Annotated in this window: 40 protein-coding genes; 34 read left to right on the top strand and 6 right to left on the bottom strand. The window is 43.5% G+C overall.

Annotated features, from left to right (window positions below; translation table 11 throughout):
* Nucleotides 1–382: 382 nt before the first annotated feature.
* The 29 genes from rpsJ to AAEY93_RS18945 all read left to right on the top strand — a co-directional run bounded on the left by rpsJ (nt 383) and on the right by AAEY93_RS18945 (nt 14,732).
* Nucleotides 383–694, top strand: a complete 312-nt coding sequence (gene rpsJ, locus AAEY93_RS19085; RefSeq protein WP_011635639.1) for a 30S ribosomal protein S10 — start codon at nt 383–385, stop codon at nt 692–694.
* Between the two features lie 27 nt (nt 695–721).
* Nucleotides 722–1,360 (top strand): 50S ribosomal protein L3, encoded by a 639-nt coding sequence (rplC, locus tag AAEY93_RS19080; protein ID WP_101033710.1) that lies wholly within the window; start codon nt 722–724, stop codon nt 1,358–1,360.
* Nucleotides 1,361–1,377: 17 nt separating this feature from the next.
* A complete protein-coding gene (rplD, locus tag AAEY93_RS19075) occupies nt 1,378–1,983 on the top strand; it encodes a 50S ribosomal protein L4 (RefSeq protein WP_101033712.1) in 606 nt (201 codons plus the stop codon).
* Nucleotides 1,980–2,282: a 50S ribosomal protein L23 gene (rplW, locus tag AAEY93_RS19070; protein WP_101033714.1), complete on the top strand. Its 303-nt coding sequence runs from the start codon at nt 1,980–1,982 to the stop codon at nt 2,280–2,282. Before rplD ends, rplW begins: the two co-directional genes overlap by 4 nt.
* 16 nt (nt 2,283–2,298) lie before the next feature.
* Complete coding sequence (gene rplB / locus AAEY93_RS19065) at nt 2,299–3,123, top strand: 50S ribosomal protein L2 (RefSeq protein WP_101033716.1); 825 nt, start codon at nt 2,299–2,301, stop codon at nt 3,121–3,123.
* A gap of 15 nt (nt 3,124–3,138) precedes the next feature.
* Nucleotides 3,139–3,417, top strand: a complete 279-nt coding sequence (gene rpsS / locus AAEY93_RS19060) for a 30S ribosomal protein S19 (protein WP_101033718.1) — start codon at nt 3,139–3,141, stop codon at nt 3,415–3,417.
* A gap of 15 nt (nt 3,418–3,432) precedes the next feature.
* Entirely contained in the window at nt 3,433–3,765 is a 333-nt protein-coding gene (rplV, locus tag AAEY93_RS19055; protein WP_101033720.1) for a 50S ribosomal protein L22, read from the top strand.
* A 12-nt stretch (nt 3,766–3,777) separates the two neighbouring features.
* Nucleotides 3,778–4,467 carry a 30S ribosomal protein S3 gene (gene rpsC / locus AAEY93_RS19050; RefSeq protein ID WP_124013991.1) on the top strand — a complete coding sequence of 230 codons (690 nt, stop codon included), beginning with the start codon at nt 3,778–3,780 and terminating at the stop codon, nt 4,465–4,467.
* An 11-nt stretch (nt 4,468–4,478) separates the two neighbouring features.
* Nucleotides 4,479–4,889, top strand: a complete 411-nt coding sequence (rplP, locus tag AAEY93_RS19045) for a 50S ribosomal protein L16 (protein ID WP_101033724.1) — start codon at nt 4,479–4,481, stop codon at nt 4,887–4,889.
* Nucleotides 4,889–5,080: a 50S ribosomal protein L29 gene (gene rpmC / locus AAEY93_RS19040; protein WP_101033726.1), complete on the top strand. Its 192-nt coding sequence runs from the start codon at nt 4,889–4,891 to the stop codon at nt 5,078–5,080. Before rplP ends, rpmC begins: the two co-directional genes overlap by 1 nt.
* Nucleotides 5,080–5,328 carry a 30S ribosomal protein S17 gene (rpsQ, locus tag AAEY93_RS19035; protein ID WP_101033728.1) on the top strand — a complete coding sequence of 83 codons (249 nt, stop codon included), beginning with the start codon at nt 5,080–5,082 and terminating at the stop codon, nt 5,326–5,328. Before rpmC ends, rpsQ begins: the two co-directional genes overlap by 1 nt.
* 175 nt (nt 5,329–5,503) lie before the next feature.
* Nucleotides 5,504–5,872, top strand: a complete 369-nt coding sequence (rplN, locus tag AAEY93_RS19030; RefSeq protein ID WP_011635649.1) for a 50S ribosomal protein L14 — start codon at nt 5,504–5,506, stop codon at nt 5,870–5,872.
* A 10-nt stretch (nt 5,873–5,882) separates the two neighbouring features.
* Entirely contained in the window at nt 5,883–6,197 is a 315-nt protein-coding gene (gene rplX / locus AAEY93_RS19025; RefSeq protein WP_101033730.1) for a 50S ribosomal protein L24, read from the top strand.
* Nucleotides 6,198–6,210: 13 nt separating this feature from the next.
* Nucleotides 6,211–6,750, top strand: a complete 540-nt coding sequence (rplE, locus tag AAEY93_RS19020; protein WP_101033732.1) for a 50S ribosomal protein L5 — start codon at nt 6,211–6,213, stop codon at nt 6,748–6,750.
* 10 nt (nt 6,751–6,760) lie between these two features.
* Nucleotides 6,761–7,066 (top strand): 30S ribosomal protein S14, encoded by a 306-nt coding sequence (gene rpsN, locus AAEY93_RS19015; protein ID WP_124013992.1) that lies wholly within the window; start codon nt 6,761–6,763, stop codon nt 7,064–7,066.
* 24 nt (nt 7,067–7,090) lie between these two features.
* Entirely contained in the window at nt 7,091–7,483 is a 393-nt protein-coding gene (gene rpsH / locus AAEY93_RS19010) for a 30S ribosomal protein S8 (protein ID WP_101033736.1), read from the top strand.
* Between the two features lie 10 nt (nt 7,484–7,493).
* Nucleotides 7,494–8,027 (top strand): 50S ribosomal protein L6, encoded by a 534-nt coding sequence (rplF, locus tag AAEY93_RS19005; RefSeq protein WP_124013993.1) that lies wholly within the window; start codon nt 7,494–7,496, stop codon nt 8,025–8,027.
* 10 nt (nt 8,028–8,037) lie between these two features.
* Nucleotides 8,038–8,388 carry a 50S ribosomal protein L18 gene (rplR, locus tag AAEY93_RS19000; protein WP_101033740.1) on the top strand — a complete coding sequence of 117 codons (351 nt, stop codon included), beginning with the start codon at nt 8,038–8,040 and terminating at the stop codon, nt 8,386–8,388.
* 12 nt (nt 8,389–8,400) lie between these two features.
* Nucleotides 8,401–8,904: a 30S ribosomal protein S5 gene (rpsE, locus tag AAEY93_RS18995; RefSeq protein ID WP_011494651.1), complete on the top strand. Its 504-nt coding sequence runs from the start codon at nt 8,401–8,403 to the stop codon at nt 8,902–8,904.
* A gap of 6 nt (nt 8,905–8,910) precedes the next feature.
* Entirely contained in the window at nt 8,911–9,099 is a 189-nt protein-coding gene (gene rpmD, locus AAEY93_RS18990; RefSeq protein ID WP_101033742.1) for a 50S ribosomal protein L30, read from the top strand.
* A complete protein-coding gene (rplO, locus tag AAEY93_RS18985) occupies nt 9,099–9,533 on the top strand; it encodes a 50S ribosomal protein L15 (protein ID WP_011635657.1) in 435 nt (144 codons plus the stop codon). The genes rpmD and rplO overlap by 1 nt, the downstream gene beginning before the upstream one ends.
* A gap of 7 nt (nt 9,534–9,540) precedes the next feature.
* Complete coding sequence (gene secY, locus AAEY93_RS18980) at nt 9,541–10,863, top strand: preprotein translocase subunit SecY (RefSeq protein WP_101033744.1); 1,323 nt, start codon at nt 9,541–9,543, stop codon at nt 10,861–10,863.
* Nucleotides 10,864–10,904: 41 nt separating this feature from the next.
* Complete coding sequence (gene rpmJ / locus AAEY93_RS18975; RefSeq protein ID WP_006083579.1) at nt 10,905–11,018, top strand: 50S ribosomal protein L36; 114 nt, start codon at nt 10,905–10,907, stop codon at nt 11,016–11,018.
* 116 nt (nt 11,019–11,134) lie between these two features.
* Nucleotides 11,135–11,491, top strand: a complete 357-nt coding sequence (gene rpsM / locus AAEY93_RS18970; protein WP_101033746.1) for a 30S ribosomal protein S13 — start codon at nt 11,135–11,137, stop codon at nt 11,489–11,491.
* A gap of 17 nt (nt 11,492–11,508) precedes the next feature.
* Complete coding sequence (gene rpsK, locus AAEY93_RS18965) at nt 11,509–11,901, top strand: 30S ribosomal protein S11 (protein WP_011635661.1); 393 nt, start codon at nt 11,509–11,511, stop codon at nt 11,899–11,901.
* Between the two features lie 32 nt (nt 11,902–11,933).
* Nucleotides 11,934–12,554: a 30S ribosomal protein S4 gene (rpsD, locus tag AAEY93_RS18960; RefSeq protein ID WP_101033748.1), complete on the top strand. Its 621-nt coding sequence runs from the start codon at nt 11,934–11,936 to the stop codon at nt 12,552–12,554.
* Nucleotides 12,555–12,578: 24 nt separating this feature from the next.
* Nucleotides 12,579–13,568, top strand: a complete 990-nt coding sequence (locus AAEY93_RS18955; protein WP_101033750.1) for a DNA-directed RNA polymerase subunit alpha — start codon at nt 12,579–12,581, stop codon at nt 13,566–13,568.
* Between the two features lie 40 nt (nt 13,569–13,608).
* Nucleotides 13,609–14,004, top strand: a complete 396-nt coding sequence (gene rplQ / locus AAEY93_RS18950) for a 50S ribosomal protein L17 (RefSeq protein WP_101033752.1) — start codon at nt 13,609–13,611, stop codon at nt 14,002–14,004.
* A gap of 533 nt (nt 14,005–14,537) precedes the next feature.
* Complete coding sequence (locus tag AAEY93_RS18945) at nt 14,538–14,732, top strand: hypothetical protein (RefSeq protein ID WP_164839426.1); 195 nt, start codon at nt 14,538–14,540, stop codon at nt 14,730–14,732.
* A 971-nt stretch (nt 14,733–15,703) separates the two neighbouring features.
* On the opposite strand, the gene ccmE is transcribed toward AAEY93_RS18945, so the two are convergent.
* The 5 genes from ccmE to ccmA are packed head-to-tail and all read right to left on the bottom strand — an operon-like array spanning nt 15,704 to nt 18,477.
* The gene (gene ccmE / locus AAEY93_RS18940) at nt 15,704–16,189 is read right to left on the bottom strand and encodes a cytochrome c maturation protein CcmE (protein WP_124013994.1); all 486 of its coding nucleotides are present in this window, start codon (nt 16,187–16,189) and stop codon (nt 15,704–15,706) included.
* Entirely contained in the window at nt 16,173–16,385 is a 213-nt protein-coding gene (gene ccmD / locus AAEY93_RS18935) for a heme exporter protein CcmD (RefSeq protein ID WP_101033757.1), read from the bottom strand. The genes ccmE and ccmD overlap by 17 nt, the downstream gene beginning before the upstream one ends.
* Complete coding sequence (locus tag AAEY93_RS18930; RefSeq protein WP_101033759.1) at nt 16,385–17,131, bottom strand: heme ABC transporter permease; 747 nt, start codon at nt 17,129–17,131, stop codon at nt 16,385–16,387. The genes ccmD and AAEY93_RS18930 overlap by 1 nt, the downstream gene beginning before the upstream one ends.
* Complete coding sequence (ccmB, locus tag AAEY93_RS18925) at nt 17,131–17,817, bottom strand: heme exporter protein CcmB (protein ID WP_101033760.1); 687 nt, start codon at nt 17,815–17,817, stop codon at nt 17,131–17,133. The genes AAEY93_RS18930 and ccmB overlap by 1 nt, the downstream gene beginning before the upstream one ends.
* Before the next feature lie 9 nt (nt 17,818–17,826).
* The gene (gene ccmA, locus AAEY93_RS18920) at nt 17,827–18,477 is read right to left on the bottom strand and encodes a cytochrome c biogenesis heme-transporting ATPase CcmA (protein WP_101033761.1); all 651 of its coding nucleotides are present in this window, start codon (nt 18,475–18,477) and stop codon (nt 17,827–17,829) included.
* A 323-nt stretch (nt 18,478–18,800) separates the two neighbouring features.
* Here ccmA and AAEY93_RS18915 point away from each other — a divergent pair, with 323 nt between their 5' ends.
* Complete coding sequence (locus AAEY93_RS18915; protein WP_101033762.1) at nt 18,801–19,094, top strand: c-type cytochrome; 294 nt, start codon at nt 18,801–18,803, stop codon at nt 19,092–19,094.
* A gap of 94 nt (nt 19,095–19,188) precedes the next feature.
* Here AAEY93_RS18915 and ccmI read toward each other — a convergent pair whose 3' ends face one another.
* Nucleotides 19,189–20,445 carry a c-type cytochrome biogenesis protein CcmI gene (gene ccmI, locus AAEY93_RS18910; protein WP_101033763.1) on the bottom strand — a complete coding sequence of 419 codons (1,257 nt, stop codon included), beginning with the start codon at nt 20,443–20,445 and terminating at the stop codon, nt 19,189–19,191.
* 417 nt (nt 20,446–20,862) lie between these two features.
* Here ccmI and AAEY93_RS18905 point away from each other — a divergent pair, with 417 nt between their 5' ends.
* The 4 genes from AAEY93_RS18905 (at nt 20,863) to AAEY93_RS18890 (ending at nt 24,486) form a co-directional block, all read left to right on the top strand.
* The gene (locus AAEY93_RS18905; protein ID WP_124013995.1) at nt 20,863–22,833 is read left to right on the top strand and encodes a heme lyase CcmF/NrfE family subunit; all 1,971 of its coding nucleotides are present in this window, start codon (nt 20,863–20,865) and stop codon (nt 22,831–22,833) included.
* Between the two features lie 16 nt (nt 22,834–22,849).
* Entirely contained in the window at nt 22,850–23,404 is a 555-nt protein-coding gene (locus AAEY93_RS18900) for a DsbE family thiol:disulfide interchange protein (RefSeq protein WP_124013996.1), read from the top strand.
* Entirely contained in the window at nt 23,404–23,886 is a 483-nt protein-coding gene (gene nrfF / locus AAEY93_RS18895) for a heme lyase NrfEFG subunit NrfF (RefSeq protein WP_124013997.1), read from the top strand. The genes AAEY93_RS18900 and nrfF overlap by 1 nt, the downstream gene beginning before the upstream one ends.
* Before the next feature lie 75 nt (nt 23,887–23,961).
* Nucleotides 23,962–24,486 carry a TlpA family protein disulfide reductase gene (locus tag AAEY93_RS18890; RefSeq protein ID WP_101033767.1) on the top strand — a complete coding sequence of 175 codons (525 nt, stop codon included), beginning with the start codon at nt 23,962–23,964 and terminating at the stop codon, nt 24,484–24,486.
* Nucleotides 24,487–24,639 lie beyond the last annotated feature (153 nt).

Below are 24,639 nucleotides of genomic sequence, written 5' to 3'. Positions count from 1 at the left end.
CAGGTGTTGTAGCTAAAATTATCGCGTAATAGCGACTTTAGTGAACACTGAAAAAGGAAGCCTCGGCTTCCTTTTTTATTTTTAGAAACTGACAATCATTGGTGGTATTGACCCAGGATGTGTAGTGAATACTCAGCAATTGATTGTAAAACAACTTTCTGAAGACTATTTACACAATGGGCTTGATCTCCGATAAAAGTTCTGTATACTTGCCCCCTCGCTGACTAGTGCAGCGTAAATTATAATGACTAACCAGTATGGTTAATCATTTTCACAGCGACTCCGATTGGGAGTCGAACGGTTAAATCATCTCGCTCTGCTTTTCCATTAGGAAGAAGCTAGAGGGTGATTTTTTATATGTCCATTTTAGGAGCTCTGGTCAATGCAGAACCAAAGAATCCGTATCCGCTTGAAAGGCTTTGATCATCGTTTAATTGATCAGTCTACAGCGGAAATCGTTGAAACTGCTAAGCGTACAGGCGCGCAGGTACGTGGACCTATTCCACTACCTACTCGCAAAGAGCGTTATACCGTTTTGATCTCTCCGCACGTTAATAAAGATGCTCGTGATCAGTACGAAATTCGTACCCACAAGCGTTTAGTTGACATCGTAGAGCCAACAGAAAAGACTGTAGACGCATTAATGCGTTTAGATCTTGCGGCTGGTGTCGACGTTCAGATTAGCTTAGGTTAATTGAGATCCTTAGAAGAGGTTTGAGAGATGGCTATCGGTCTTATTGGTCGTAAAGTGGGTATGACTCGCATCTTCACTGAAGATGGTACGTCAATCCCTGTAACAGTAATTGAAATTGCAGGCAATCGTGTTACTCAAGTGAAAACTTTAGAAACAGACGGTTATCGTGCACTTCAAGTAACTACTGGTACCAAAAAAGCCAATCGCATCACTAAAGCAGAAGCAGGTCACTTTGCCAAGGGCGGCGTCGAAGCCGGTCGTGGTTTATGGGAAATGCGTTTAGCAGATGGTGAAGGCGAAGGCATTGAAGTTGGTGCTGAAATTAATGTTGATATTTTCGCTGAGACAGTGAAAGTAGATGTTACCGGTCAATCAAAGGGTAAAGGCTTCCAAGGCGGTGTTAAGCGTTGGAACTTCCGTACTCAAGATATGACTCACGGTAACTCTTTGGCACACCGTTCGAATGGTTCTATCGGTCAGAACCAAACGCCTGGTCGTGTATTCAAAGGCAAGAAAATGTCAGGCCATATGGGTGCTGAGCAAGTAACGACTCAAAATCTACACGTTGTACGTGTTGATGCAGAACGTAACTTGTTATTAGTACGCGGCGCAGTTCCAGGCGCTACCAATGGTGACTTGATTATCAAGCCAGCAGTTAAAGCTTAAGGTCTGAGGAGATAGTAATGGAATTGGTATTGAAAGACGCCCAGAGCGCTCTTGAAGTTTCCGAAACTACCTTCGGCCGTGACTTTAACGAGGCACTGGTTCATCAGGTAGTTGTAGCGTATGCTGCAAACGCGCGTCAGGGCACTCGTGCCCAAAAGACTCGTGCAGAAGTAACTGGCTCAGGCAAAAAGCCTTGGCGTCAGAAAGGCACTGGCCGCGCTCGTGCCGGTAGTGTTAAAGGCCCAATCTGGCGTGGCGGTGGCGTAACTTTCGCTGCTAAAACACAAGATCATAGCCAAAAAGTTAACAAGAAGATGTACCGTGGTGCTCTTAAGAGCATATTTTCTGAATTGGTACGTCAAGATCGTCTGGTTGTTGTTGAATCATTTGGTGTCGAAGCTCCTAAAACACAAGAGCTGAAAGCTAAATTAAAAGCAATGAACTTAGAAGACGTTCTAATTGTTACTGCTGAAGTTGATGAGAATTTATTCTTAGCAGCTCGCAACTTATACAAAGTTGACGTTCGTGACGTAGCGGGTCTTGACCCAGTGAGTCTAATTGCGTTCAACACTGTTCTTGTTACTGCTGACGCAGTGAAGCAAATCGAGGAGATGCTAGCATGATCCGCGAAGAACGTTTGCTAAAAGTTATTCTTGGTCCACATATCTCTGAAAAGAGTACTGTGCTTGCTGAGAAAAACAACACTGTAGTCTTCCGCGTAGCCATCGATGCAACTAAAGCAGAGATTAAAGCTGCAGTAGCGAAGCTATTTGAAGTTGAAGTTAATTCGGTTCGCACTTTAGTTAATAAAGGCAAAACCAAACGTACTGGTGGCCGAGTTGGTCGTCGCATCGATTGGAAAAAAGCCTATGTTACTTTAGCTGCTGGTGCTGACATTGATTTCGTCGGCGGCGCTGAATAAGCAAAGGAGAATTATCATGGCAGTTATTAAGTGTAAGCCAACCTCTCCAGGTCGTCGCCACGTAGTTAAAGTGGTGAATACGGACCTGCATAAGGGTAAACCTTTTGCTGGCCTGTTGGCGAAAAAAACTAAAAGTGGTGGCCGTAACAATACTGGCCGTATCACTGTTCGCCACATAGGTGGTGGACATAAGCAGCACTATCGTATTGTTGACTTTAAACGCAACAAAGATGGTATTCCTGCGAAAGTTGAACGTCTTGAATACGATCCAAACCGTACAGCGCACATCGCGTTAGTACTGTATGCAGATGGTGAGCGTCGTTATATTCTTGCTGCAAAAGGCATGAAAGCTGGCGACCCAATCCAATCTGGCTTGGATGCAGAAATCAAGACTGGTAACGCTAGACCGTTACGCAACATTCCAGTAGGTAGTGTTGTACACGCTGTTGAAATGAAGCCTGGTAAAGGCGCTCAGATCGCACGTTCAGCTGGTGCTTATGTACAAGTTGTTGCGCGTGATGGTGCTTATGCAACTCTACGTCTTCGCTCTGGCGAAATGCGTAAAGTTCCAGTAGATTGCCGCGCAACATTTGGTGAAGTTGGTAATTCCGAGCACATGCTACGCCAGTTAGGTAAAGCAGGTGCTACGCGCTGGAGAGGCATACGCCCTACAGTTCGAGGTGTTGCAATGAACCCAGTAGACCATCCACATGGTGGTGGTGAAGGCCGTACTTCTGGTGGACGTCATCCAGTGAGTCCATGGGGTGTGCCGACTAAGGGTTATAAAACTCGTAGCAACAAGCGCACTGACAAGTACATCGTACGTCGTCGTAATAAATAGTTAAGAGGATTCGCCATGCCACGTTCTCTCAAGAAAGGTCCCTTCATTGACCTGCACTTGCTGAAGAAGGTAGAGAAAGCGATGGAAGCGGGAGACAAAAAGCCAATTAAGACTTGGTCTCGTCGCTCAATGATCATCCCTAATATGATTGGGTTGACCATCGCTGTCCATAATGGTCGTCAGCACGTACCTGTGTTCGTAACTGACGAAATGATCGGTCACAAGCTTGGTGAATTTTCACCAACTCGCACTTATCGCGGCCATGTCGCAGATAAGAAAGCGAAGAAGCGTTAATACGGGAGGAATAAGATGGAAGTTTTAGCTAAACATCGTTTTGCTCGTACGTCTGCGCAGAAGGCCCGTCTAGTTGCTGATCAAATTCGTGGATTGCCTGTTTCTAAGGCGCTCGAGATTTTGACATTCAGCCCCAAGAAAGCCGCCGTACTAGTTAAAAAAGTACTTGACTCAGCTATCGCAAACGCCGAACACAACGAAGGTGCTGACATTGATGAGCTTAAAGTTGGAGCCGTCTTCGTAGATGAAGGCCCAACAATGAAGCGCATCTTGCCACGTGCTAAAGGCCGCGCTGATCGTATCATGAAGCGTACCAGTCACATTACTGTGGTTGTAGCAGATCGCTAGGAGAAGAGAGCAATGGGACAGAAAGTACATCCTAATGGTATCCGTCTGGGTATCACTAAGCCTTGGATCTCTACCTGGTACGCAGATAAGTCAGACTATGCAAATAATCTGAACAGCGACTGGGAAGTGCGTCAATATTTAACTGAAAAGTTAAAAGCCGCATCAGTATCTAAGATTGTTATTGAACGCCCAGCGAAGAGCATCCGCGTTACTATTCACACTGCCCGTCCAGGTATTGTGATTGGTAAGAAAGGTGAAGACGTTGAAGTATTACGTGCCTATGTGTCTAAAATCACTGGTACTACTGCTCAAATCAACATCGCTGAGATCCGTAAGCCTGAATTAGACGCTAAGCTCGTCGCTGACTCTATAGCTCAGCAGTTAGAGCGTCGTGTTATGTTCCGTCGTGCTATGAAGCGCGCAGTACAAAACGCAATGCGCATTGGTGCTCAAGGTATCAAAGTTCAAGTGAGCGGCCGTTTAGGCGGAGCTGAAATCGCGCGTGCAGAATGGTATCGTGAAGGTCGTGTACCTCTACATACTTTGCGTGCCGATATCGACTATTCAACTGCAGAAAGTCACACGCAATATGGTGTGATTGGTATTAAAGTTTGGATCTTCAAAGGCGAAGTTCTAGACGGTTTAATACCAGCTATTGAAGAGCCTAAGCAGCAACCCAAGCGTAAGCCTCGTGGTAAATAGGAGAAACTTTTATGCTGCAACCTAAACGTATGAAGTTTCGCAAGATGTTCAAGGGCCGCAACCGCGGTCTAGCGAACGGTACTGAAGTTAGCTTTGGTACTTTCGGTTTGAAAGCAGTCGGCCGTGGCCGTTTAACTGCTCGTCAAATTGAATCTGCACGTCGTGCCATGACACGTCACGTTAAGCGTCAAGGACAAATTTGGATTCGAGTTTTCCCTGACAAGCCAATTACCTCTAAGCCTCTAGAAGTGCGTATGGGTAAAGGTAAAGGTAACGTTGAATACTGGGTATGTCAGATTCAACCTGGTAAGGTTCTTTATGAGATGGATGGTGTTCCTGAAGCGTTGGCTCGTGAAGCCTTTGCTTTGGCTTCAGCCAAACTTCCTCTGAAGACTACCTTCGTAACTAAGACGGTGATGTAATGAAAGCGAGCGAACTAAGAGAAAAGAGCGTTGAAGAACTTAACGCTGAATTACTTGGTCTGCTGCGTGAGCAGTTTAACCTGCGTATGCAACACGCTACTGGTCAGTTGAGCCAAACTAATCAATTGAAACTAGTGCGTCGTAACATTGCACGTGTAAAGACCATTATTACTTCTAAGGCAGGTGCGTAATGTCTGATAAAACCCGTACTTTGCAAGGTAAAGTAATTAGCAACAAAATGGACAAGTCTATTACTGTTGCTATTGAGCGCCAAGTGAAACATCCTATTTATGGGAAGTACATTAAGCGTACTACTAAGATCCATGCACATGACGAAACTAATCAGTGTAACGAAGGGGATTACGTGGCGATTAGCCAGTGTCGTCCGCTATCTAAGACTAAGTCTTGGACGCTTGCTGAAGTAGTGACAAAAGCCTAATTTTATTAGGCTAACGTAAACGGCCCCAGTATTTGGGGCCGTTTGTTTTTTTTGCTATGCATCCCGAAAATGTGTGTTATACTTGCGCGCCATTTTTAAGTAAATTATTACTTGAATTTGGTTCAAATGTAGTCCCATAGTGGGATTGTGTAGTAACGATAGCGGAGCACTTGAAATGATCCAAATGCAATCGACTCTAGACGTCGCATGTAACAGCGGCGCACGCAGAGTTCAGTGTATTAAGGTCTTGGGTGGCTCTCATCGTCGTTATGCCGGTATCGGCGACATCATCAAAGTTTCTGTTAAAGAAGCAATTCCTCGCGCTAAAGCGAAGAAAGGTGATGTATATAACGCGGTGGTAGTCCGTACTAAGAAAGGCGTTCGTCGTCCAGACGGTTCTGTCATTCGCTTCGATCGAAATGCAGCGGTTTTGCTTAATGCAAACCTTGCACCGATTGGTACTCGTATCTTTGGCCCAGTGACACGTGAATTGCGTAATGATAAATTCATGAAGATTGTCTCGCTGGCACCAGAAGTACTGTAAGGAGCTTCAAATGGCAGCTAAAATCCGTCGTGAAGACGAAGTAATTGTACTAGCAGGTAAAGACAAGGGTAGCCGCGGTAAGGTTTCTCAAGTTTTACCTACTGGTAAGTTAATTGTTGAAGGCCTCAATCTTGTTAAAAAGCACCAGAAACCAAACCCTCAATTGGGCGTGACTGGCGGCGTTATCGAGAAAGAAGCACCGATTCAAGCATCAAACGTTGCGATCTTTAACCAAGCCACAGGCAAGGCAGATCGTGTTGGTTTCCGATTTGAAGACGGCCAAAAAGTCCGTTTCTTTAAATCGAACAGCGAACTCGTTAAGTAATTTGGAGTAAACGATGGCGAAACTGCATGATAAATATCAAGAGACTGTAATCGCTGAACTAGCTAAAAAGTTCGGTTATAGCAGTGTCATGCAAGTCCCTCGGATTGAAAAAATCACCCTCAACATGGGTGTAGGCGAAGCTGTTGCAGATAAGAAAGTTATGGAGCATGCGCTCCGTGACATGACTGCAATCGCTGGCCAGAAACCAATTGTAACTGTTGCACGTAAATCAGTTGCTGGTTTTAAAATCCGTGAAGGCTACCCTATTGGCTGTAAAGTGACCCTACGCGGTGAGCGTATGTGGGAATTTTTAGAGCGTTTAGTTGACATTGCAATACCACGTATTCGTGATTTCCGAGGCTTAAGCGCTAAAGCGTTTGACGGTCGTGGTAATTACGCAATGGGCGTGCGTGAGCAGATCATCTTCCCAGAAATCGATTATGATAAAATCGATAAAATTCGTGGTATGGATATTGTTTTCACTACTACTGCGAAGAATGATGAAGAAGGTCGTGCTTTGTTAGACGCTTTTAACTTCCCATTCAAGAAATAAGGGTAGCATAATGGCAAAAACATCTATGAAAGCACGTGAAGCAAAACGTGCGCAGCTCGTAGCTAAATATGCTGAAAAGCGTTTAGCACTTAAGGCTATTATCAACAGTCCTGCAACTTCTGACGAAGATCGCTGGGATGCTGTACTTAAGTTACAAGCTCTACCACGTGATTCTAGCGCTGCGCGTCAACGCAACCGCTGTAATCAAACTGGTCGCCCACATGGTTTCCTACGTAAATTCGGCTTAAGCCGTATTAAATTACGTGAAGCAACCATGCGTGGTGAAGTTCCTGGTCTGCGTAAGGCCAGCTGGTAAGCACTTGTCACGGAGTAAGCTAATATGAGCATGCAAGATCCTATTGCGGATATGTTAACCCGTATTCGTAACGGCCAAGCTGCTAACCACGTATCTGTAAAGATGCCTTCAGCTAAGTTAAAAGTAGCAATTGCGAAATTACTTAAAGATGAAGGTTTCATTACTGAATACGCCGTAGCAGATGAAGCTAAGCCTGAATTAGAAATTACCTTAAAGTACTTTCAAGGCAAACCAGTCGTTGAGACTATCCAGCGTGTAAGTCGCCCTGGTCTTCGTATTTACAAAGGTAAAGACGAGCTACCAAAGGTGATGGGCGGTCTGGGTATCGCAATTGTGTCCACTTCTAAAGGCTTGATGACTGATCGCGCCGCCCGCCAAAATGGCTCGGGTGGCGAGGTTATCTGCTACGTAGCGTAAGGAGCTAGAAATGTCTCGTGTTGCAAAAGCACCAGTCACTGTTCCTGCTGGCGTAGAGGTGACTTTAAACGAACAGACCTTAACTGTGAAAGGCAGTAAAGGAAGTCTGACTCGAGTAATCAACAATGCGGTAAATGTTGTTATCGACGATGCACAAGTTAAGTTCCTTCCTGTCGAAGGCGTTGCTAACGCTTGGGCACAGGCTGGTACTGCACGTGCATTGGTAAACAATATGGTTGTTGGTGTATCTCAAGGTTTTGTGAAAAAACTTAAATTAGTTGGTGTAGGTTACCGTGCAAAGATTGCTGGTAGTGACTTAGATTTAACTTTAGGTTTTTCACATCCATTAGTACACAAACTGCCCGCAGGCGTTACTGCAGAGTGTCCTAGCCAAACTGAAATCGTGCTTTCGGGCGTTGATAAACAGTTAATTGGTCAGGTTGCTGCTGAAATTCGCGGATATCGTCCACCAGAGCCTTATAAGGGCAAAGGTGTTCGCTATGACGACGAAGTAGTACGCCGTAAAGAGGCTAAGAAGAAGTAGGTAACGCGATATGGATAAGAAAACATCTCGCTTACGTCGCGCTACTCGTGCACGTAAGAAGATCCAAGAGCTGGGCGTGAATCGTCTGGTTGTACATCGTACACCACGTCACATTTATGCTCAGGTAATCAATCCTGAAGCTCAGGTGTTGGCAGTTGCTTCAACCGTTGAAAAAGCGGTTAAAGAACTACTAAAGAGTACCGGTAACGTGGATGCAGCTAAAGCAGTAGGTAAAATTGTTGCTGAGCGTGCGATCGAGAAGGGCGTAGCAATAGTTGCGTTCGACCGTTCTGGTTTCAAGTATCATGGTCGTGTCGCTGCGTTAGCAGATGCCGCTCGTGAAGCTGGCCTGAAGTTCTAAGGGGTTATAAAAATGGCTAAATTAGAAGCTCAGCAAAAAGACGATCTGCAAGAGAAATTAATTGCAGTTAATCGTGTTTCTAAAGTAGTTAAAGGCGGTCGTATCTTTAGCTTCACTGCACTAACAGTTGTGGGTGATGGTAATGGTAAGATCGGCTATGGCTATGGTAAAGCGCGAGAAGTTCCAGCTGCTATTCAAAAAGCAATGGAAAAAGCCCGTCGAAATATGGTAACCGTGGAGTTGAATGCAGGTACTTTGCATCACCCAGTTAAAGGTCGCCATACTGGTTCTAAAGTTTATATGCAACCAGCATCACAGGGTACCGGTATTATTGCCGGAGGCGCAATGCGTGCCGTATTGGAAGTAGCAGGCGTTCATAACGTTCTGTCAAAAGCATACGGTTCTACTAACCCGATCAACATCGTTCGCGCAACTGTCGATGCGTTGGTGCACATGAAGTCACCAGCTCAAATCGCAGCAAAACGTGGCCTGAATGTTGATGAAATTCGGGGGTAATGCACCATGGCTACTAAAACTTTAAAAGTCACACAGACTAAAAGCAGCATTGGTCGTTTACCAAAACACCGTGCAACCTTAACCGGTTTAGGCCTACGCCGCATTGGTCACACTGTCGAAATTGAAGATACACCTTCAGTTCGCGGTATGATTAACAAGGTGTACTACATGGTTTCGGTGGAGGAATTAAGATAATGCGTCTAAATACTCTATCTCCAGCAGCAGGTTCTAAATCTGCTCCTAAGCGTGTAGGCCGTGGTATCGGTTCAGGTTTAGGTAAAACAGCGGGACGTGGCCATAAAGGTCAGAAGTCTCGTTCAGGCGGCGGCGTTCGCGTCGGTTTCGAAGGTGGTCAAATGCCACTTAAGATCCGCCTACCTAAATTTGGCTTTACCTCGCGTCGCGCTTTGGTAACAGCTGAAGTTCGTTTACTCGAACTAGCAAAAGTTAACGGTGATGTTGTCGATTTGAATGCACTGAAAGATGCGAATGTTATTACTCGCAATATCCAGTTTGCGAAAATCGTTCTTTCAGGTACCATTGACCGCCCTGTGACTGTAAAAGGTCTGAAGGTAACTAAAGGTGCTCGTGCAGCTATTGAAGCTGCCGGTGGCAAGATCGAGGAATAATACATCGATGGCAAAACCAGGACTTGATTCAAAAAGCGCGAAAGGCGGTTTGTCTGAACTGAAAACTCGTCTTCTGTTCGTGATTGGCGCAATTATCGTCTTTAGAGCCGGTTCGTTTGTGCCAATTCCTGGTATTGACGCCGCTGTATTGGCAGAGCTATTTGCTCAGCAAAAAGATACCATCCTTGGCATGTTCAACATGTTCTCGGGTGGTGCTTTAGAGCGTGCTTCTATCTTCGCATTGGGTATCATGCCGTATATTTCGGCATCTATCATAATGCAGTTATTGACTGTTGTGCATCCTGCACTCGCTGAATTAAAAAAAGAAGGCGAATCAGGACGTAAAAAAATCAGTCAATATACTCGATATGGCACACTTATGCTGGGTACGCTGCAATCTGTCGGTATTGCAACGGGTTTACCAAATCTGATGCCTGGCCTTGTGGCCAATCCCGGAATTGGTTTTTACTTTGTTGCAGTTGTGAGTCTAGTGACAGGAACTATGTTCCTTATGTGGCTAGGTGAGCAAATTACCGAACGTGGTATTGGTAATGGTATCTCGATTTTAATTTTCGCAGGTATTGTTGCTGGTCTACCATCGGCCATCGGCTCAACAGCCGAGCAGGCGCGTCAAGGTGACATGAATGTTTTAGTACTACTGTTGCTCGCTGTTATTGTATTTGCTGTAACTTATTTAGTGGTATTTGTGGAACGTGGTCAACGTCGTATCGTCGTTAACTACGCTAAGCGCCAACAAGGCCGTAAGGTTTTTGCAGCGCAAAGCACCCATTTACCTTTAAAAATTAATATGGCAGGTGTGATTCCACCAATCTTTGCTTCCAGCATTATTTTGTTCCCAGGCACACTGGCTCAGTGGTTTGGTCAAAATGAGTCTATGTCATGGTTAAGCGATTTCGCTTTAGCTGTGTCACCAGGACAACCGCTGTATTCATTATTGTACGCGTCAGCAATTATCTTTTTCTGTTTCTTCTATACTGCGTTGGTTTTTAACCCTCGTGAAACAGCAGATAACTTGAAAAAGAGTGGTGCATTCATTCCTGGGATCCGTCCCGGAGAACAGACTTCGCGTTACATTGATAAAGTAATGACACGTTTAACCTTAGCGGGTGCGTTGTATATTACCTTTATCTGCTTAATTCCGGAGTTCATGTTAATTGCGTGGAAAGTACAGTTCTATTTTGGCGGTACTTCACTACTAATTATAGTCGTCGTGACCATGGACTTCATGGCTCAGGTTCAGACCCATATGATGTCTCATCAGTATGAGTCTGTGATGAAGAAAGCTAATCTCGTTAACAAAGCGAAATAAGATCGCTTTGGAAAACAAGATTGCTTTTACGGAGTGATGAAATGAAAGTTCGAGCTTCCGTGAAGAAGATCTGCCGTAATTGCAAGATCGTCAAGCGTAGTGGCGTTGTTCGCGTTATCTGTGTTGAACCAAAACACAAACAGCGTCAAGGCTAAGAAAGAAGTTTGGTCAGCCCAATAATGGGCTGACCAAAATATTGTTTGCAAATCTGTCGTCTGTCGAGTATCCTTTCGGGCTTTTCGCAGATGACCTTTAACTTAAGGAGTGCATAGTGGCCCGTATCGCTGGCATTAACATTCCTGATCAAAAGCATGCAGTCATTGCGTTGACTGCTATCTTTGGTATTGGACGTACACGCGCTAGAGCAATCTGCGCATCTACTTCAATCGCCGAAGATGCTAAGATCAAGGAATTGAGCGAAGCTCAGATAGATATCCTACGCGAAGCAGTCGCCAAATATTCAGTAGAAGGTGACTTGCGTCGTGAGATTTCAATGAACATCAAGCGTCTTATGGATCTTGGTTGTTATCGTGGTCTCCGCCATCGTCGTAGCCTGCCCCTTCGTGGGCAACGTACTAAGACCAATGCGCGTACGCGTAAAGGTCCACGTAAGCCAATCAGAAAGTAACGGGAAGGTAAACCAAAATGGCTAAAGTTCCGTCACGTTCTCCGCGTAAGCGCGTACGTAAACAGGTTGCAGATGGCATGGCTCATATCCATGCGTCTTTCAACAACACAATTGTCACCATTACAGATCGTCAAGGTAATGCGTTGTCATGGGCTACCTCAGGTGGTTCTGGTTTTCGTGGTTCACGTAAATCAACACCATTCGCTGCACAGGTTGCTGCTGAGCGTGCAGGTATTGCTGCTCAAGACTACGGCGTTAAAAACCTTGAAGTTTTCGTGAAGGGTCCAGGTCCAGGTCGTGAATCAGCCATTCGTGCGCTGAACGCTGTTGGTTATAAAATTACCAACATTACCGATGTGACGCCTATCCCTCATAATGGCTGTCGTCCACCTAAAAAACGTCGTGTATAACACTGCGTATATAGGATAGTTGGAGAAAGATCATGGCAAGATACTTGGGTCCCAAGCTCAAGCTCAGCCGCAGAGAAGGTACAGACCTTTTCCTAAAAAGCGGTGTGAGAGCAATCGAATCGAAGTGTAAGCTAGAAACTGCACCTGGACAACATGGCGCACGTAAGCCACGTTTGTCTGAGTATGGTATTCAGCTACGCGAGAAACAAAAAGTTCGTCGTATTTTCGGAGTGCTAGAAAAGCAATTCCGTAACTACTACAAAGAAGCTGCACGTTTAAAAGGCAATACAGGTGAAAACCTATTGCAACTTTTAGAAGTCCGCCTAGATAACGTTGTTTATCGTATGGGTTTCGGTTCTACGCGTGCAGAATCACGTCAGCTAGTAAGCCATAAATCTGTTATGGTTAACGGTCGTGTTGTTAATATTCCGTCATTCAAAGTGTCTGCGAATGATGTTGTAAGCATCCGTGAAAAGTCACGTACTCAAGCTCGTATCAAAGCGGCTTTAGAAGTGGCTTCTCAACGTGAAAAGCCTACATGGGTAGAAGTCGACAATGCGAAAATGGAAGGTGCTTTTAAGCGTATTCCAGAACGTAGCGATTTGTCTGCGGATATTAACGAACAGCTGATCGTCGAGCTTTACTCTAAGTAAGGCTAACAAACAAGAGAGGACACAATGCAGGGTTCTGTTACAGAATTTCTTAAACCGCGTCTCGTTGATATTGAGCAGGTTAATTCAACTCGCGCCAAAGTTACACTAGAGCCACTAGAACGTGGTTTTGGCCATACCTTAGGTAACGCGTTGCGTCGAATCCTATTGTCGTCTATGCCTGGCTGTGCAGTTACTGAAGTCGAAATTGACGGCGTACTGCATGAATACAGCAGTAAGGAAGGCGTGCAAGAAGATATCCTTGAGATATTGCTTAATCTTAAGGGATTAGCAGTGACCATCGAGGGTAAAGACGAGGCTTTGCTTACATTAAGCAAGTCCGGCACAGGCCCTGTTACAGCAGCAGATATCACGCATGATGGTGATGTTACCATCGTGAATCCTGATCATGTTATCTGTCACTTGACTGGTAACAATGATATCAGCATGCGTATCCGCGTTGAGCGTGGTCGTGGTTATGTGCCTGCTTCGGCTCGTGCACAGACTGAAGACGATGATCGCCCAATCGGTCGCTTATTGATTGATGCTTCATTCTCGCCTGTAGCTCGCATTGCATATAATGTTGAAGCTGCTCGTGTAGAACAACGTACTGACTTAGACAAACTTGTGATTGATATGACCACTAACGGTACTATTGATCCTGAGGAAGCCATTCGTCGTTCCGCAACCATCTTAGCTGAACAGCTAGATGCGTTTGTTGAATTACGTGATGTGACTGAGCAGGCTGTTGTAGAAGAGAAACCGGAGTTCGATCCGATTTTGCTGCGTCCTGTCGACGATTTAGAGCTAACTGTACGTTCGGCTAACTGTTTAAAAGCCGAAGCGATTCATTACATCGGAGATCTGGTACAACGCACTGAAGTTGAGTTGCTTAAGACCCCTAACTTAGGTAAGAAATCTCTTACTGAAATTAAGGATGTTTTAGCGTCTCGCGGACTGTCGTTAGGTATGCGTCTAGAAAACTGGCCACCGGCTAGTTTAGCTGACGACCTATAAGTCTCAGGTTAGTACAGATTTAGGTTATAAGGATTAGGTCATGCGCCATCGTAAGAGTGGTCGTCAACTAAACCGCAACAGCAGTCATCGTCAAGCTATGTTTCGTAACATGGCTTGTTCAATAGTTCGTCATGAGATTATCAAGACAACTGTAGCTAAAGCGAAAGAACTGCGTCGCGTTGTTGAACCTCTAATAACACTTGCTAAAATTGACAGCGTTGCAAATCGCCGTTTAGTTTTTGCTCGTACCCGCGACGCTGAAGTTGTAGGTAAGTTATTTACTGAATTGGGTCCACGCTTCCAGGAACGTCCTGGTGGCTACACTCGTATTCTAAAGTGCGGTCTACGTACCGGTGATAAAGCCCCAATGGCTTACATCGAGTTAGTAGGTCGTCCTGAAGCTGCTGAAGCTGTTGAAGTAGAAGCTGCTGAGTAATTAGTTACTCACCGAAAAAACCGAGCTTAGGCTCGGTTTTTTTTATTTTTTTCCTGCATCGGTCATATTATAAGCGTTCGGGCAAGTACCTCTTCAGTACCGCTTATTGCTCCTTTATCTTAACGGCTAACTATTACATCAAGAGTTAATATGGCTAAATGTTCTCATGAAGAATGAGCTGCCTCCCAATAAATGCAGCCAGCGCTTTAACGATTACTGGTTTTTGTCATTAACATAATCTCAGTTCAGCACCTTTTATTTCTGTAAAGCAACTAAGCTTAAAACGTCGCAGCGTTTGATAAATAACAGTGATCATGTCGACAGAGGTGACGCCCCATGCTTTTCAATAGACTATCTGCATGCAGCATCAAACGGGTTTGTGGGCTTCCCCTATTCGTTGTCAGTCAGCCTTTTTTGTGAAAGTATTATAACCCCAAGCTATTAATTCGCTCATCACCAGCACTATTTCTTATATCAGCAGTATCTATTAGCCCTATACAAGCCAGAGGTACAGCTTAAGCGTTAATCGCAGATTGGATGATAAAGTCCGCCGTCCTGTTAACTCCTTAGATGATTTACGGTACCAACCTCTATTAACTAAAAGTGAACCTCACGCTGATGAAGCGACGCTCAAAGTGATTAACGAATCGTATCTGTGGGTGAATTGCTCTGGCGTGGATGAGCCTCGTTATCAAGGTTTAAACAACTTTGTGCTGTACGACTATTAACAAGGTAGCCTCAAGGACACGTGCGAGAGCGCTTTTCTTGCCATGGAGCAAACCCGTTAGGGTTATTTACCGATCGATTGCTACGCGGCCTTCTAACAGGCAAGCAATAGACTTGTGGGGTCTATCCAAGATATAAATTCAAAGAAACATGAAAGTTGCACAGGAAAAACAAAACTTGCAGCGTCAACAAGGCGGATATGGCACTGAGCATGATAGCCAAGCGGAATTGTATTGAAATGCAAATATCTGCACTAAGTCAAAAAGACTGATCATTTTTTTAAGTGGCTCATTCAAGTTCTTCAGGAGGCAATTTAAACACTGGCTCGATACATCAGCGGAGCAAGTGCCAAAAAACGCCCTTGGCCAAGACATACACTACAACCTGCTTTATGGCCAAAGCCTAGCCGGTGACATAGAGAATAGTGGTTTTAATAGCGACAACAATCGTTGACAACGCGTAGCAAAGCAGTTTGTGATTGGCCGTTAATACTGATGGGTTAACCTCAACCATAGTGGTGTAGAGGCGAGTGTTATTTTGTCCAACATAATAGAAATGGCATCAGGAATGGGTTAACACCGTTCGATTACATTGAACACAGCTTAGAGCCGCTATCCTTGCCTCATAGAGGCCTCTACAGTCTATTTATCTGGCTCGTTAATCTAGGTGAGGGTAGTTTTCAAAACGCTTAATAAGTAGCGATCTTGTGTTCGCTGAGCAGTAGGTTCAGTGCCTGCTCATCATGACGTGCCTTTGATTTTCATCGCCGGCTCAATGAGTTATCGTTAAGTTTCTAGTGTGGATTTATATGCCTTTAACTCTAGACCTTATACTGAGTTAATGATTAAAGTAGTCTGAATCCAGATAGCGTCATTGGTTTACCCGAATAGCATCCAATGCCTGCAGACGGTAAATTAGTTTTACTGGGTATAAAAAAAGCCTCCGAAGAGGCTTGATTGAATGTTGTGTTTATTTACTTATTGCCCATAGCCTCTTCACTATAGCTAGGCTTTTCATGCTTTTGTCCCATCGCTTCAGCGACTTCAGGCGGCATATAGTTTTCATCGTGCTTGGCGAGGACTTCAGTCGCTTCTAGTTTTCCAGACGCTACTAGAATACCTTGGGCAACGATCCCTTGGCCTTCTCTAAATAGGTCTGGAAGTAAATCATCATAAGTGACGAACACTGTCCCACCCGCTGAATCATGCACTGCAAATTCAACATGTAAACTTTTTGGATCACGTTTCATCGACCCTATTGTGACCATGCCACCGACTCGGATCCGTTGTCCTACTTCTGGCATTACACCCGTATCGTTTTTCCCGTGGGTGATTTCATACGGTGTATAGAATAAATTCAAATTAGAATTTAGTGCGTATAACAATAACGAAGCAACAGCTGCAACACCGGCTATTAACGCTACTGCAAGGGTTAATCTCTTTTTACGTCTTGGATTCACGATTATTACCTCTTGTTTCTTTCAGGCGTTGTTCACGCGTTATTTTTTTAGCTATTTCAATTAGGACTGTGCGTTTTTTTCGCACGCTGAGGATGATCAAGGTTCCTAAAGAGCCGATTGTTACACCGTAAGACAACCATACATAGAATCCATAGCCACCCATATTAATGAAATCTTTCAATGAATCAAATTGCATTATTTTGCCTCCTCTGCAGTTGCTAAATCTCTTACCCAAGGGCGCATGCCATTTCGAGCGAGGATTTCGGTTCTATAACGGACTAAGGTAATTGCACCTATCATTACTCCAAAACCAACTATATTGATCAATAGTGGGTATAGCATATCTGTCGACATGGTTGATTTTTCAGTTATTTTAATTGTAGACGGTTGATGTAAGCTGCTCCACCAGTCGACAGAGTATTTAATAATCGGAATGTTAATCACACCGACAATGGCCAAAATACCAGAGGCTCTAGCCGCGAGCACCTTATCTTCAAAAGAAGCATACAGCGAAATAATACCTAAGTATAAAAAGAGTAAGACTAATTCAGAGGTCAGACGCGCATCCCATACCCACCAAGCGCCCCACATTGGTTTGCCCCATGCGGCTCCGGTAAGTAATGCTATGAATGTGATAACCGCACCAATAGGTGCTATTGCTGCCGCGGCCCAATCGGCAGATTTAATTTGCCATACTAAACCTATAAAGGAAGCGGTTGCCATTGCCAAATAAGCGCTCATTGACATCGATGCGGCAGGCACATGGATGAAAATAATACGATAACTATCGCCTTGTTGGTAATCTGTTGGTGCAAACAATAATCCCCAAATGCTCCCAGTTCCAATAAGTAAAATCGCGAATGTGGTAAACCACGGCAGTAGTGTGCCTGACAATTTATATGCTCGTTCAGGATCAGCGAAGGTATGAAGCCATTTCCACATTAGTTTGTACTCACACGTAAAGAGGCACCAATTGCAAAAGGAGCCAAGATTAAAGAACCGACCAACATAGCGGCTAGTATCGCCAGTTGGCCATCATAAGTAAGGTTGAGTCCTGCGGCATCAATTGCGCTAGTGGCAAAGATAAGTACAGGAATATATAAAGGTAGAATGAGTAAGCTCAGTAACACGCCTCCTTTTCGAAGCCCAACGGTTAGTGCTACACCTATCGCACCTAGTAAAGATAACACCGGGGTTCCTAGCGCTAACGTCGCCATTAATGCACCGTAACTATTACTCTCTAAATGCAATAGAACGGCTAACAAAGGGGCAACTAAGATTAATGGCACACCTGTTAGTATCCAATGAGCCAGTACTTTTGATAATACTAATAATGGTAATGGCTGTGGACTCAACAACATCTGCTCAAGGCTACCATCGTTGTAATCGGCTTTAAATAATCGCTCTAATGACAACATAGAGGCGAGTAAGGCCGCGACCCATATAATGCCAGGTGCTACTCTTGTTAGGACCTGAGGTTCAGGCCCAATTCCTAGAGGAAAAAGAGTGACCACTAATATAAAAAATAATAGTGGGTTAAAAATATCACCGCGATGTCGGATAGCAATTCTTAAATCTCGTTGCAAAAACGTCATGAATGATGCGGTGTAACTAATTCCTCGTTTCATCCCAATACCTTATATAAAGCGATAGTCGAGCGTGACTTTACGTAACATGTCATCACGAATAATGCTCATATCTTGGTGGGTGGTTAATATGACACATCCTCCCGATTTAGCATGTTGTATGAAAAGTTGTTCCAATTCTTCAACGCCTTTTTTATCAATTGCAGTAAAAGGTTCATCGAGGATCCAGATTTTACAGTTGCTATGCTGTAAACGTGCTAATGCGGTTCGACGGTGTTGTCCTGCAGATAAATGACCTGCCAGAGCTTCTTCAAAACCGGTTAAATTGACCTTCGCCAAAATAACGTTAGTGTCGAAATCATCATAGCCACTGATTCTTAAATTGAAGTTAAGATTTTCTTCTGCAGTGAGCTCACTTTTTACACCCGCCAAATGCCCAAGATATAACAAGTCGAGATTAAACTCGTCTCTACATCGATTAATGTCTTCACCTAAATATTCAACCTCACCAGCATAGGGGCGAGATAAGCCTGCAATAATACGTAGTAGGCTAGTTTTACCAGCACCATTTGGGCCTTCAACTTGGACAATATCACCCGCATTGATGTTAAAACTAAGTTCATCAAATAAAATGCGTTCTTCGCGAATACAGGTCAATTCGTTGGCACTTAATAGTACTTTTGGTTGGTTTGATATAGTCACTTATCCCTCTTGTTTTGCTTGAGGATGAATTCGAAAAGATATTAACACAAACACTTTTACCGGTTTAGCTTTGTCACCGATTAAGTGCTAGCAATTTGATATGGTTCCAAAAAATAATATATAGTTTGAACTTTTTTAATGATTGCTAATATATTACCTTAACTGCACTGATTGTCTTGATTTAGGGACTAAGCTGAGATTGTTATCACAAAAAGATGAGTTTTTTTGCTATTTGTAGTAATCTTATGTTGCCAAAATGAGTCTGCCTTCTAAATCAAAGGGCAGCGTTAAGCTTTATATATTTGCAATTAGGAACGATGAACATGAAAAAATTGTTAGCAATGACTGCAGTAGCTGCATTAACTTTGTCTGCAAATGTATTTGCTCAAGAAGGTGAAGCTATTTATAATAAAGCGTGTCAAGTCTGTCACAGCATGGGCGTGGCTGGTGCGCCTAAAGCTCATGATACTGCGGCATGGGAACCACGCCTAGCGAAAGGTTTAGATGCCTTAGTGGGTTCGGTTAAGTCAGGTTTAAACGCTATGCCACCAGGTGGTATGTGTACTGACTGTACCGATGACGATTACAAAAAAGCAATTGAGTTTATGTCTAAGTAGCTTTCGACTAGATCAAAAAACCGGCTAATAGCCGGTTTTTTTATGGGTCAATCTTAGTCATGTTAGCGTATAACATCACTAAGACTAAACAGGGTTACTGTACTAAGGTATCCAGTGTTAGTGCAGCATTACCACCCACTTTTATTGCTTTAATTGTGCCCTTTAAGTCACCCGACTGTGGCTTAACACTGCCATTCTTTGACAATACCGCAATGATTTCGACTTCTTGTACTGAACTGAGTGTGACATCGCCACCCATAGAAGTACTGTCATCTAGTGTAATTGTTGTGGGTAAACTGCTTGCGCTGATTTTAGTTGCGGCTAGCGGTACTTTAAGGCCTTGGGTTGCTCGTGCGAAAATAAACACAGTATCTGTATCAGCCACTTTATCCGCTAGTTCTGGCGAAATGGATATTTCAATCGCCACCGTTTTGGCGTTGCTAGTGATATCTGATTTGTGATTGGCATCACTAGGCATTGAGTCTGGGTTTTCACCAAGGCGCATGTTAGCAGACTCAATCGCATTCATTAATGCTGTTCTATCAACATCATTACGATCACTGTCTAAGATCATTTGCCACGAATTGATGGCTTTATTGTAGTTTGCGGTAAAGAAAGCATCCATACCAACGAGAAGCAGCGTGGAGGGATCTTGTGGATCTAACGCTAAAGATTGATCAATTATCGCTTGAATTGCCGGTGACATTTGTTGATTAGCTTTGTAGTATAGCGCTGTCGCTTTAGGGCCAAGGAGTTCAGCTTGCGTGCCCACTAACTCCATCACTTTATCAAATGCAGCAACGGCTTTATCATATTGATTGGCAGAGATATAAGCATGCCCAAGGCTAAACCAAGCTTGACTGTCGTCTGGCTGAGCTTGCACTTTTGCTTCCATTATCTGTACCCGTTGCGACATAATTTGCGCCGGATCCATACCCTGATGAGGATTGCTGGCTTGCGAAGGAGGGTTGGCTAATTCGTTGTAAGCACCAAGTTGTTGATAAAAGTAACCTGAAACAGCCAACAAACAAATGGTCATAAAAGCAGGCCACAAAGCAGTTTTTGATTTAATTTCGACATCAAGGGAGTCGTCACCCTTTTGTTTCATATCCTGAAGTAGATTTATCTCTAGTTCTTTCTTTAATGCTTCGAATTCGACTTGATCTAAAAGATCGTCTTTCAATTCTTTTTCAAGAATAGCTAAACGTTCAGCAAAAAGTTCAAGGTTAGTTTGTCTACGAACACCAGATTCTTCAGCTTGTAACAGCTTTTTCTGGCGAAAATGTGGAACCCAAATCATGATTAGGCCGATGAGTACGACAAGCGCAATAAATATCCAAAATGTGGTCATTGTTTCAATATTCACTTTTAGGTTAACAGAGAAAGCGGCAATTACCGCAGTGCTTGGAATCTTGATTATACGTAAAGATTATTAATTGAATAGTAATATAAGGAAGATATGAATCCAAATCCTGATAGTTGCGTACTGGTTCACAGATTGAATTGTTTGGCTAACTCATGGTGAAACTTTGTTAAGGTAATCCTGTCAGACTGGTTGTGGAAACTTTTCGATTTATCTCAATCGATGTTCATAATGAGACTAGTGACCCAATTTTGCACGAAAATGGCAGACAGAAGTCATCGCAAGTTCTAAAATGCGTTAAAATTCGTTTAAGCTAATGTGCGTATATTAGTTCATCGCATTAATTGGTACTGTAGTGATTTGTTTGTTTCAGATCCGCTTATTTTTTTAGACTAAGGAATACCCATGATTCCAGAAATTGGACATTTCTCGCTCATTCTCGGTTTGGCTTTTGCCATACTGTTAGCTAGCGTGCCGTTATATGGTTCCGCATGTAAAGACCAGTATCTCGTTCGTTATGCTTGGCCATTGACATACGGAATGTTTTTTTTCATCACTCTATCGGTCGTTATCCTAGGGTACAGTTTTGCGGTTGATGATTTTTCGGTGGCTTATGTCGCACATCATTCCAACTCACAATTACCTATTTTCTTTAAGATTGCGGCAGTTTGGGGTGGTCATGAAGGATCACTATTATTCTGGGTCTTTGCATTATCTGTATGGTCTACCTCTGTGGCACTATTCAGTAAAGGGTTAGAAGAAGTCTTTACCGCCAGAGTATTGTCAGTCTTAGCGATGATTGTTGTTGGTTTCACCTTATTCATGGTACTGACATCAAGTCCATTTGAACGGTTATTTCCTATTCCTTTAGAAGGGAGAGACTTAAATCCGATGCTGCAAGATGTTGGATTAATCTTCCATCCACCTATGCTGTATTTGGGTTACGTGGGTTTCTCAGTATGTTTTGCTTTTGCCATAGCAGCACTTATGAGTGGCAGACTTGACTCCGCATGGGCTCGTTGGAGTCGTCCTTGGACTTTAGCGGCTTGGATATTTTTAACCGGTGGGATCTCATTAGGTTCTTGGTGGGCTTATTACGAATTAGGTTGGGGCGGCTGGTGGTTTTGGGACCCGGTTGAAAATGCGTCATTTATGCCTTGGTTAGTGGGTACTGCGTTAGTGCACTCATTAATCGTGACAGAAAAACGTGGTGCATTCCGTAACTGGACTGTATTGCTAGCTATCTTTGCGTTCTCATTAAGTTTACTCGGCACCTTTATTGTTCGTTCGGGCGTATTAACGTCAGTACATTCTTTTGCAGCAGATCCAAGTCGTGGTTTGTTCATCTTGCTGCTGTTAGGCCTTGCCATCGGCGGTTCGTTAACTCTGTTTGCTTTCCGAGCCAGTGAAATGAGCAGTCCAGCACGATTTGAGCTTAAATCGAAAGAAACCATGCTGCTAATCTGTAACGTATTACTTACTGTTGCAGCGGGTACTGTTCTACTGGGTACACTATATCCTTTACTGATTGATGCATTAGGTATGGGCAAAATTTCAGTTGGCCCTCCGTATTTCAATGCTGTGTTTGTACCTATCGTACTAGTGCTATTTTGTTTTATGGGTATAGGTCCAATTATTCGTTGGAAGAAATCTAAAGCCGGTGAAATCAAAAGACAGTTACTTGTTCCAGCTATTATCGCGTTAGTTGTGGGTGTTGCAGCTCCATTTGTTGCTGGCGGTGAATTTAATGCTTGGGTAATGTGTGGTGTGGGTGCTACCGCGTGGATCATGCTAGCCACTCTTCGCGCTGCTTATAATATGGTAAGCAATAAAGAAGGCGGTATCAGTCTCAATCAAATAGGTCGTAGCCAGTTAGGGATGCTCTTTGCCCACTTTGGTATTGCGGTTTCAGTAATGGGGGCAACAATTGTCTCTAATTACTCGATTGAAAAAAGTGTTCGCATGGGACCAGGTATTAGCCAAGAGCTGGCAGGTTATACATTCAAGTACTTAGAAACTAAAAATGTCGTCGGCCCTAATTATACTGCCAAACAAGGTCAGATTGAGATTTATAAAGATGATGAATTTGTCTCTTTGTTAAAGCCTGATCGTCGTCAATACACTGTTCGTACTATGGATATGACTGAAGCAGGTATTGATTGGGGATTATTCCGCGACTTATATGTCACTATGGGCGACCCCATTAGTTTAACTGAGTTTGCTGTACGTCTTAATTATAAACCCTTTGTACGTTGGATATGGTTTGGCTCAATCTTTATGATGATTGGTGGCTTCCTTGCTGCATCAGATAAGCGTTATCGTGTGAAGCAAGTTGCTTCAGAAGATGTAGTAAAAGCAAAATTAGCGACAGTGTAATTAACTCGGAGACACTATGAAGAAGTTTGTACTGTTTATACCCTTAGTCATATTCTTGGGTATGGGCGCGTTTTTATACAAAGGATTATTTCTCAATCCTAAAGTGCTCGATTCAGCATTAGAAGGAAAGCCTGTTCCGGCTTTCCAACTTGAGCGCTTAGAAGTGCCTAGTGAAGTCTTAACTGAGAAAGATCTTCCTGCAAAAGTGTCGATGTTAAACTTTTGGGCGACTTGGTGTCCCGCATGTAAATATGAGCATCCTTATTTGTTGATGTTATCTAAACGTAATTTGTTACCTATATATGGTATCAACTATCGTGACGAGCGAGCATTAGCAATTAAAGAGTTAACCACTCTAGGTGACCCTTACACAGCTAACCTCTTTGATAAAGATGGTCGCCTAGGGCTCGACCTTGGGGTTTATGGCGCACCAGAAACATTTATTGTCGATCATAACGGTATTATTCGTTATCGTTATGCAGGACCAATAGATCAAACAGTATGGACACAAACCTTGTATCCGATGATCCAGCAATTACAAGCTGAAGCAAAAGTTGATGGAGCATCGTAATGAAATTCGTATTTAAAATAATGATGGTTTGTACTAGTTTACTTTTTACTTTGACGGTAATGGCTACACCAGTCGATACCTATGAGTTTAAGTCAGCTGAAAATCAACAAAGGGCATTGTCACTCGCGCATCAATTGCGTTGTCCACAATGTCAGAATCAAAATTTAGTCGATTCAAACTCACCTGTTGCACAAGATTTGCGTCTAGAAGTGTATCAGATGGTTGATAGCGGTAAATCTGAAGCTGAAATTATCGACTTTATGACCAGTCGCTACGGTGATTTTGTTTTGTACAATCCTAAGCTAGACTCGAAAACATATATTCTATGGCTTGGTCCATTTGGGTTACTTATTTTGGGTCTCTTTATTGGTTTTATCTTTGTGCGCAAGCAACGGATTCAAGCAACAGAATCAACAACCTTGTCGACAGAGCAACAAGCCGAGTTAGATGCAATATTAAATCCTAATAAGACAACCAAGTAACCAATCGGAGTATTAACCTTGAAACAGTGGTTTGCGTATATCTTCACGAGCTTCTTTATATTGGGTATTGCAAGTATGGCTAATGCATACCCCGGCATGCAAGCTGCGGCTAAGCAAACCACTGAGTCAACACTTGATCGGATTAATATCCTACCGCAACCATTCCCTATTGCTTTAGTCGACTTCACCAACCCCGTTGGTCAGCCAATTAATTTTGAACACTATAAGGGAAAAGTGGTTGTGGTTAACGTTTGGGCTACTTGGTGCCCACCTTGTGTCAGAGAGCTCCCTGCGCTAAATCGATTAGATAAAAGCTTAGATGCAGAACATTTTGCACTAATACCTATTTCTATTGATGCCGAAGCGGTTAATGTCGTACAGCCATTTTTGGAATCTCTTGAATTATCCACATTCAACTCATATTTTGATCCGCAACAACAGTTACGAGATGTATTCCCACTCGATACAATACCGGCGACATTTATCTTAAATGAACAAGGTGAGCTGGTGGCCTATGTTCGCTCGTTTGTCGATTGGGATGATAAGAATGTGATTAGTTTCCTTAACCAATTCCGCAACAGCACAGTAAAAGTACAATAAACAGTCAATAAAGCTCAAAAAATATCTTAAAGGATCGCTTTTGGTGAAAAGATCGCCAAGCGATCCTTTTTTCTTAAAAAAGGGCTTGCGCTAAATCTTGTATTGCCTATAATGCGCATCCACTGACACGGCAGACAGCGAAAGCAGTCACCG

This window comes from Shewanella sp. CAL98-MNA-CIBAN-0140, from assembly GCF_040309905.1.
In the GTDB taxonomy this organism is placed as follows: Bacteria; Pseudomonadota; Gammaproteobacteria; order Enterobacterales; family Shewanellaceae; genus Shewanella; species Shewanella psychromarinicola.
Note: the sequence above shows the minus strand (reverse complement) of the source record. Positions and strands in the feature narration are given on the sequence as shown.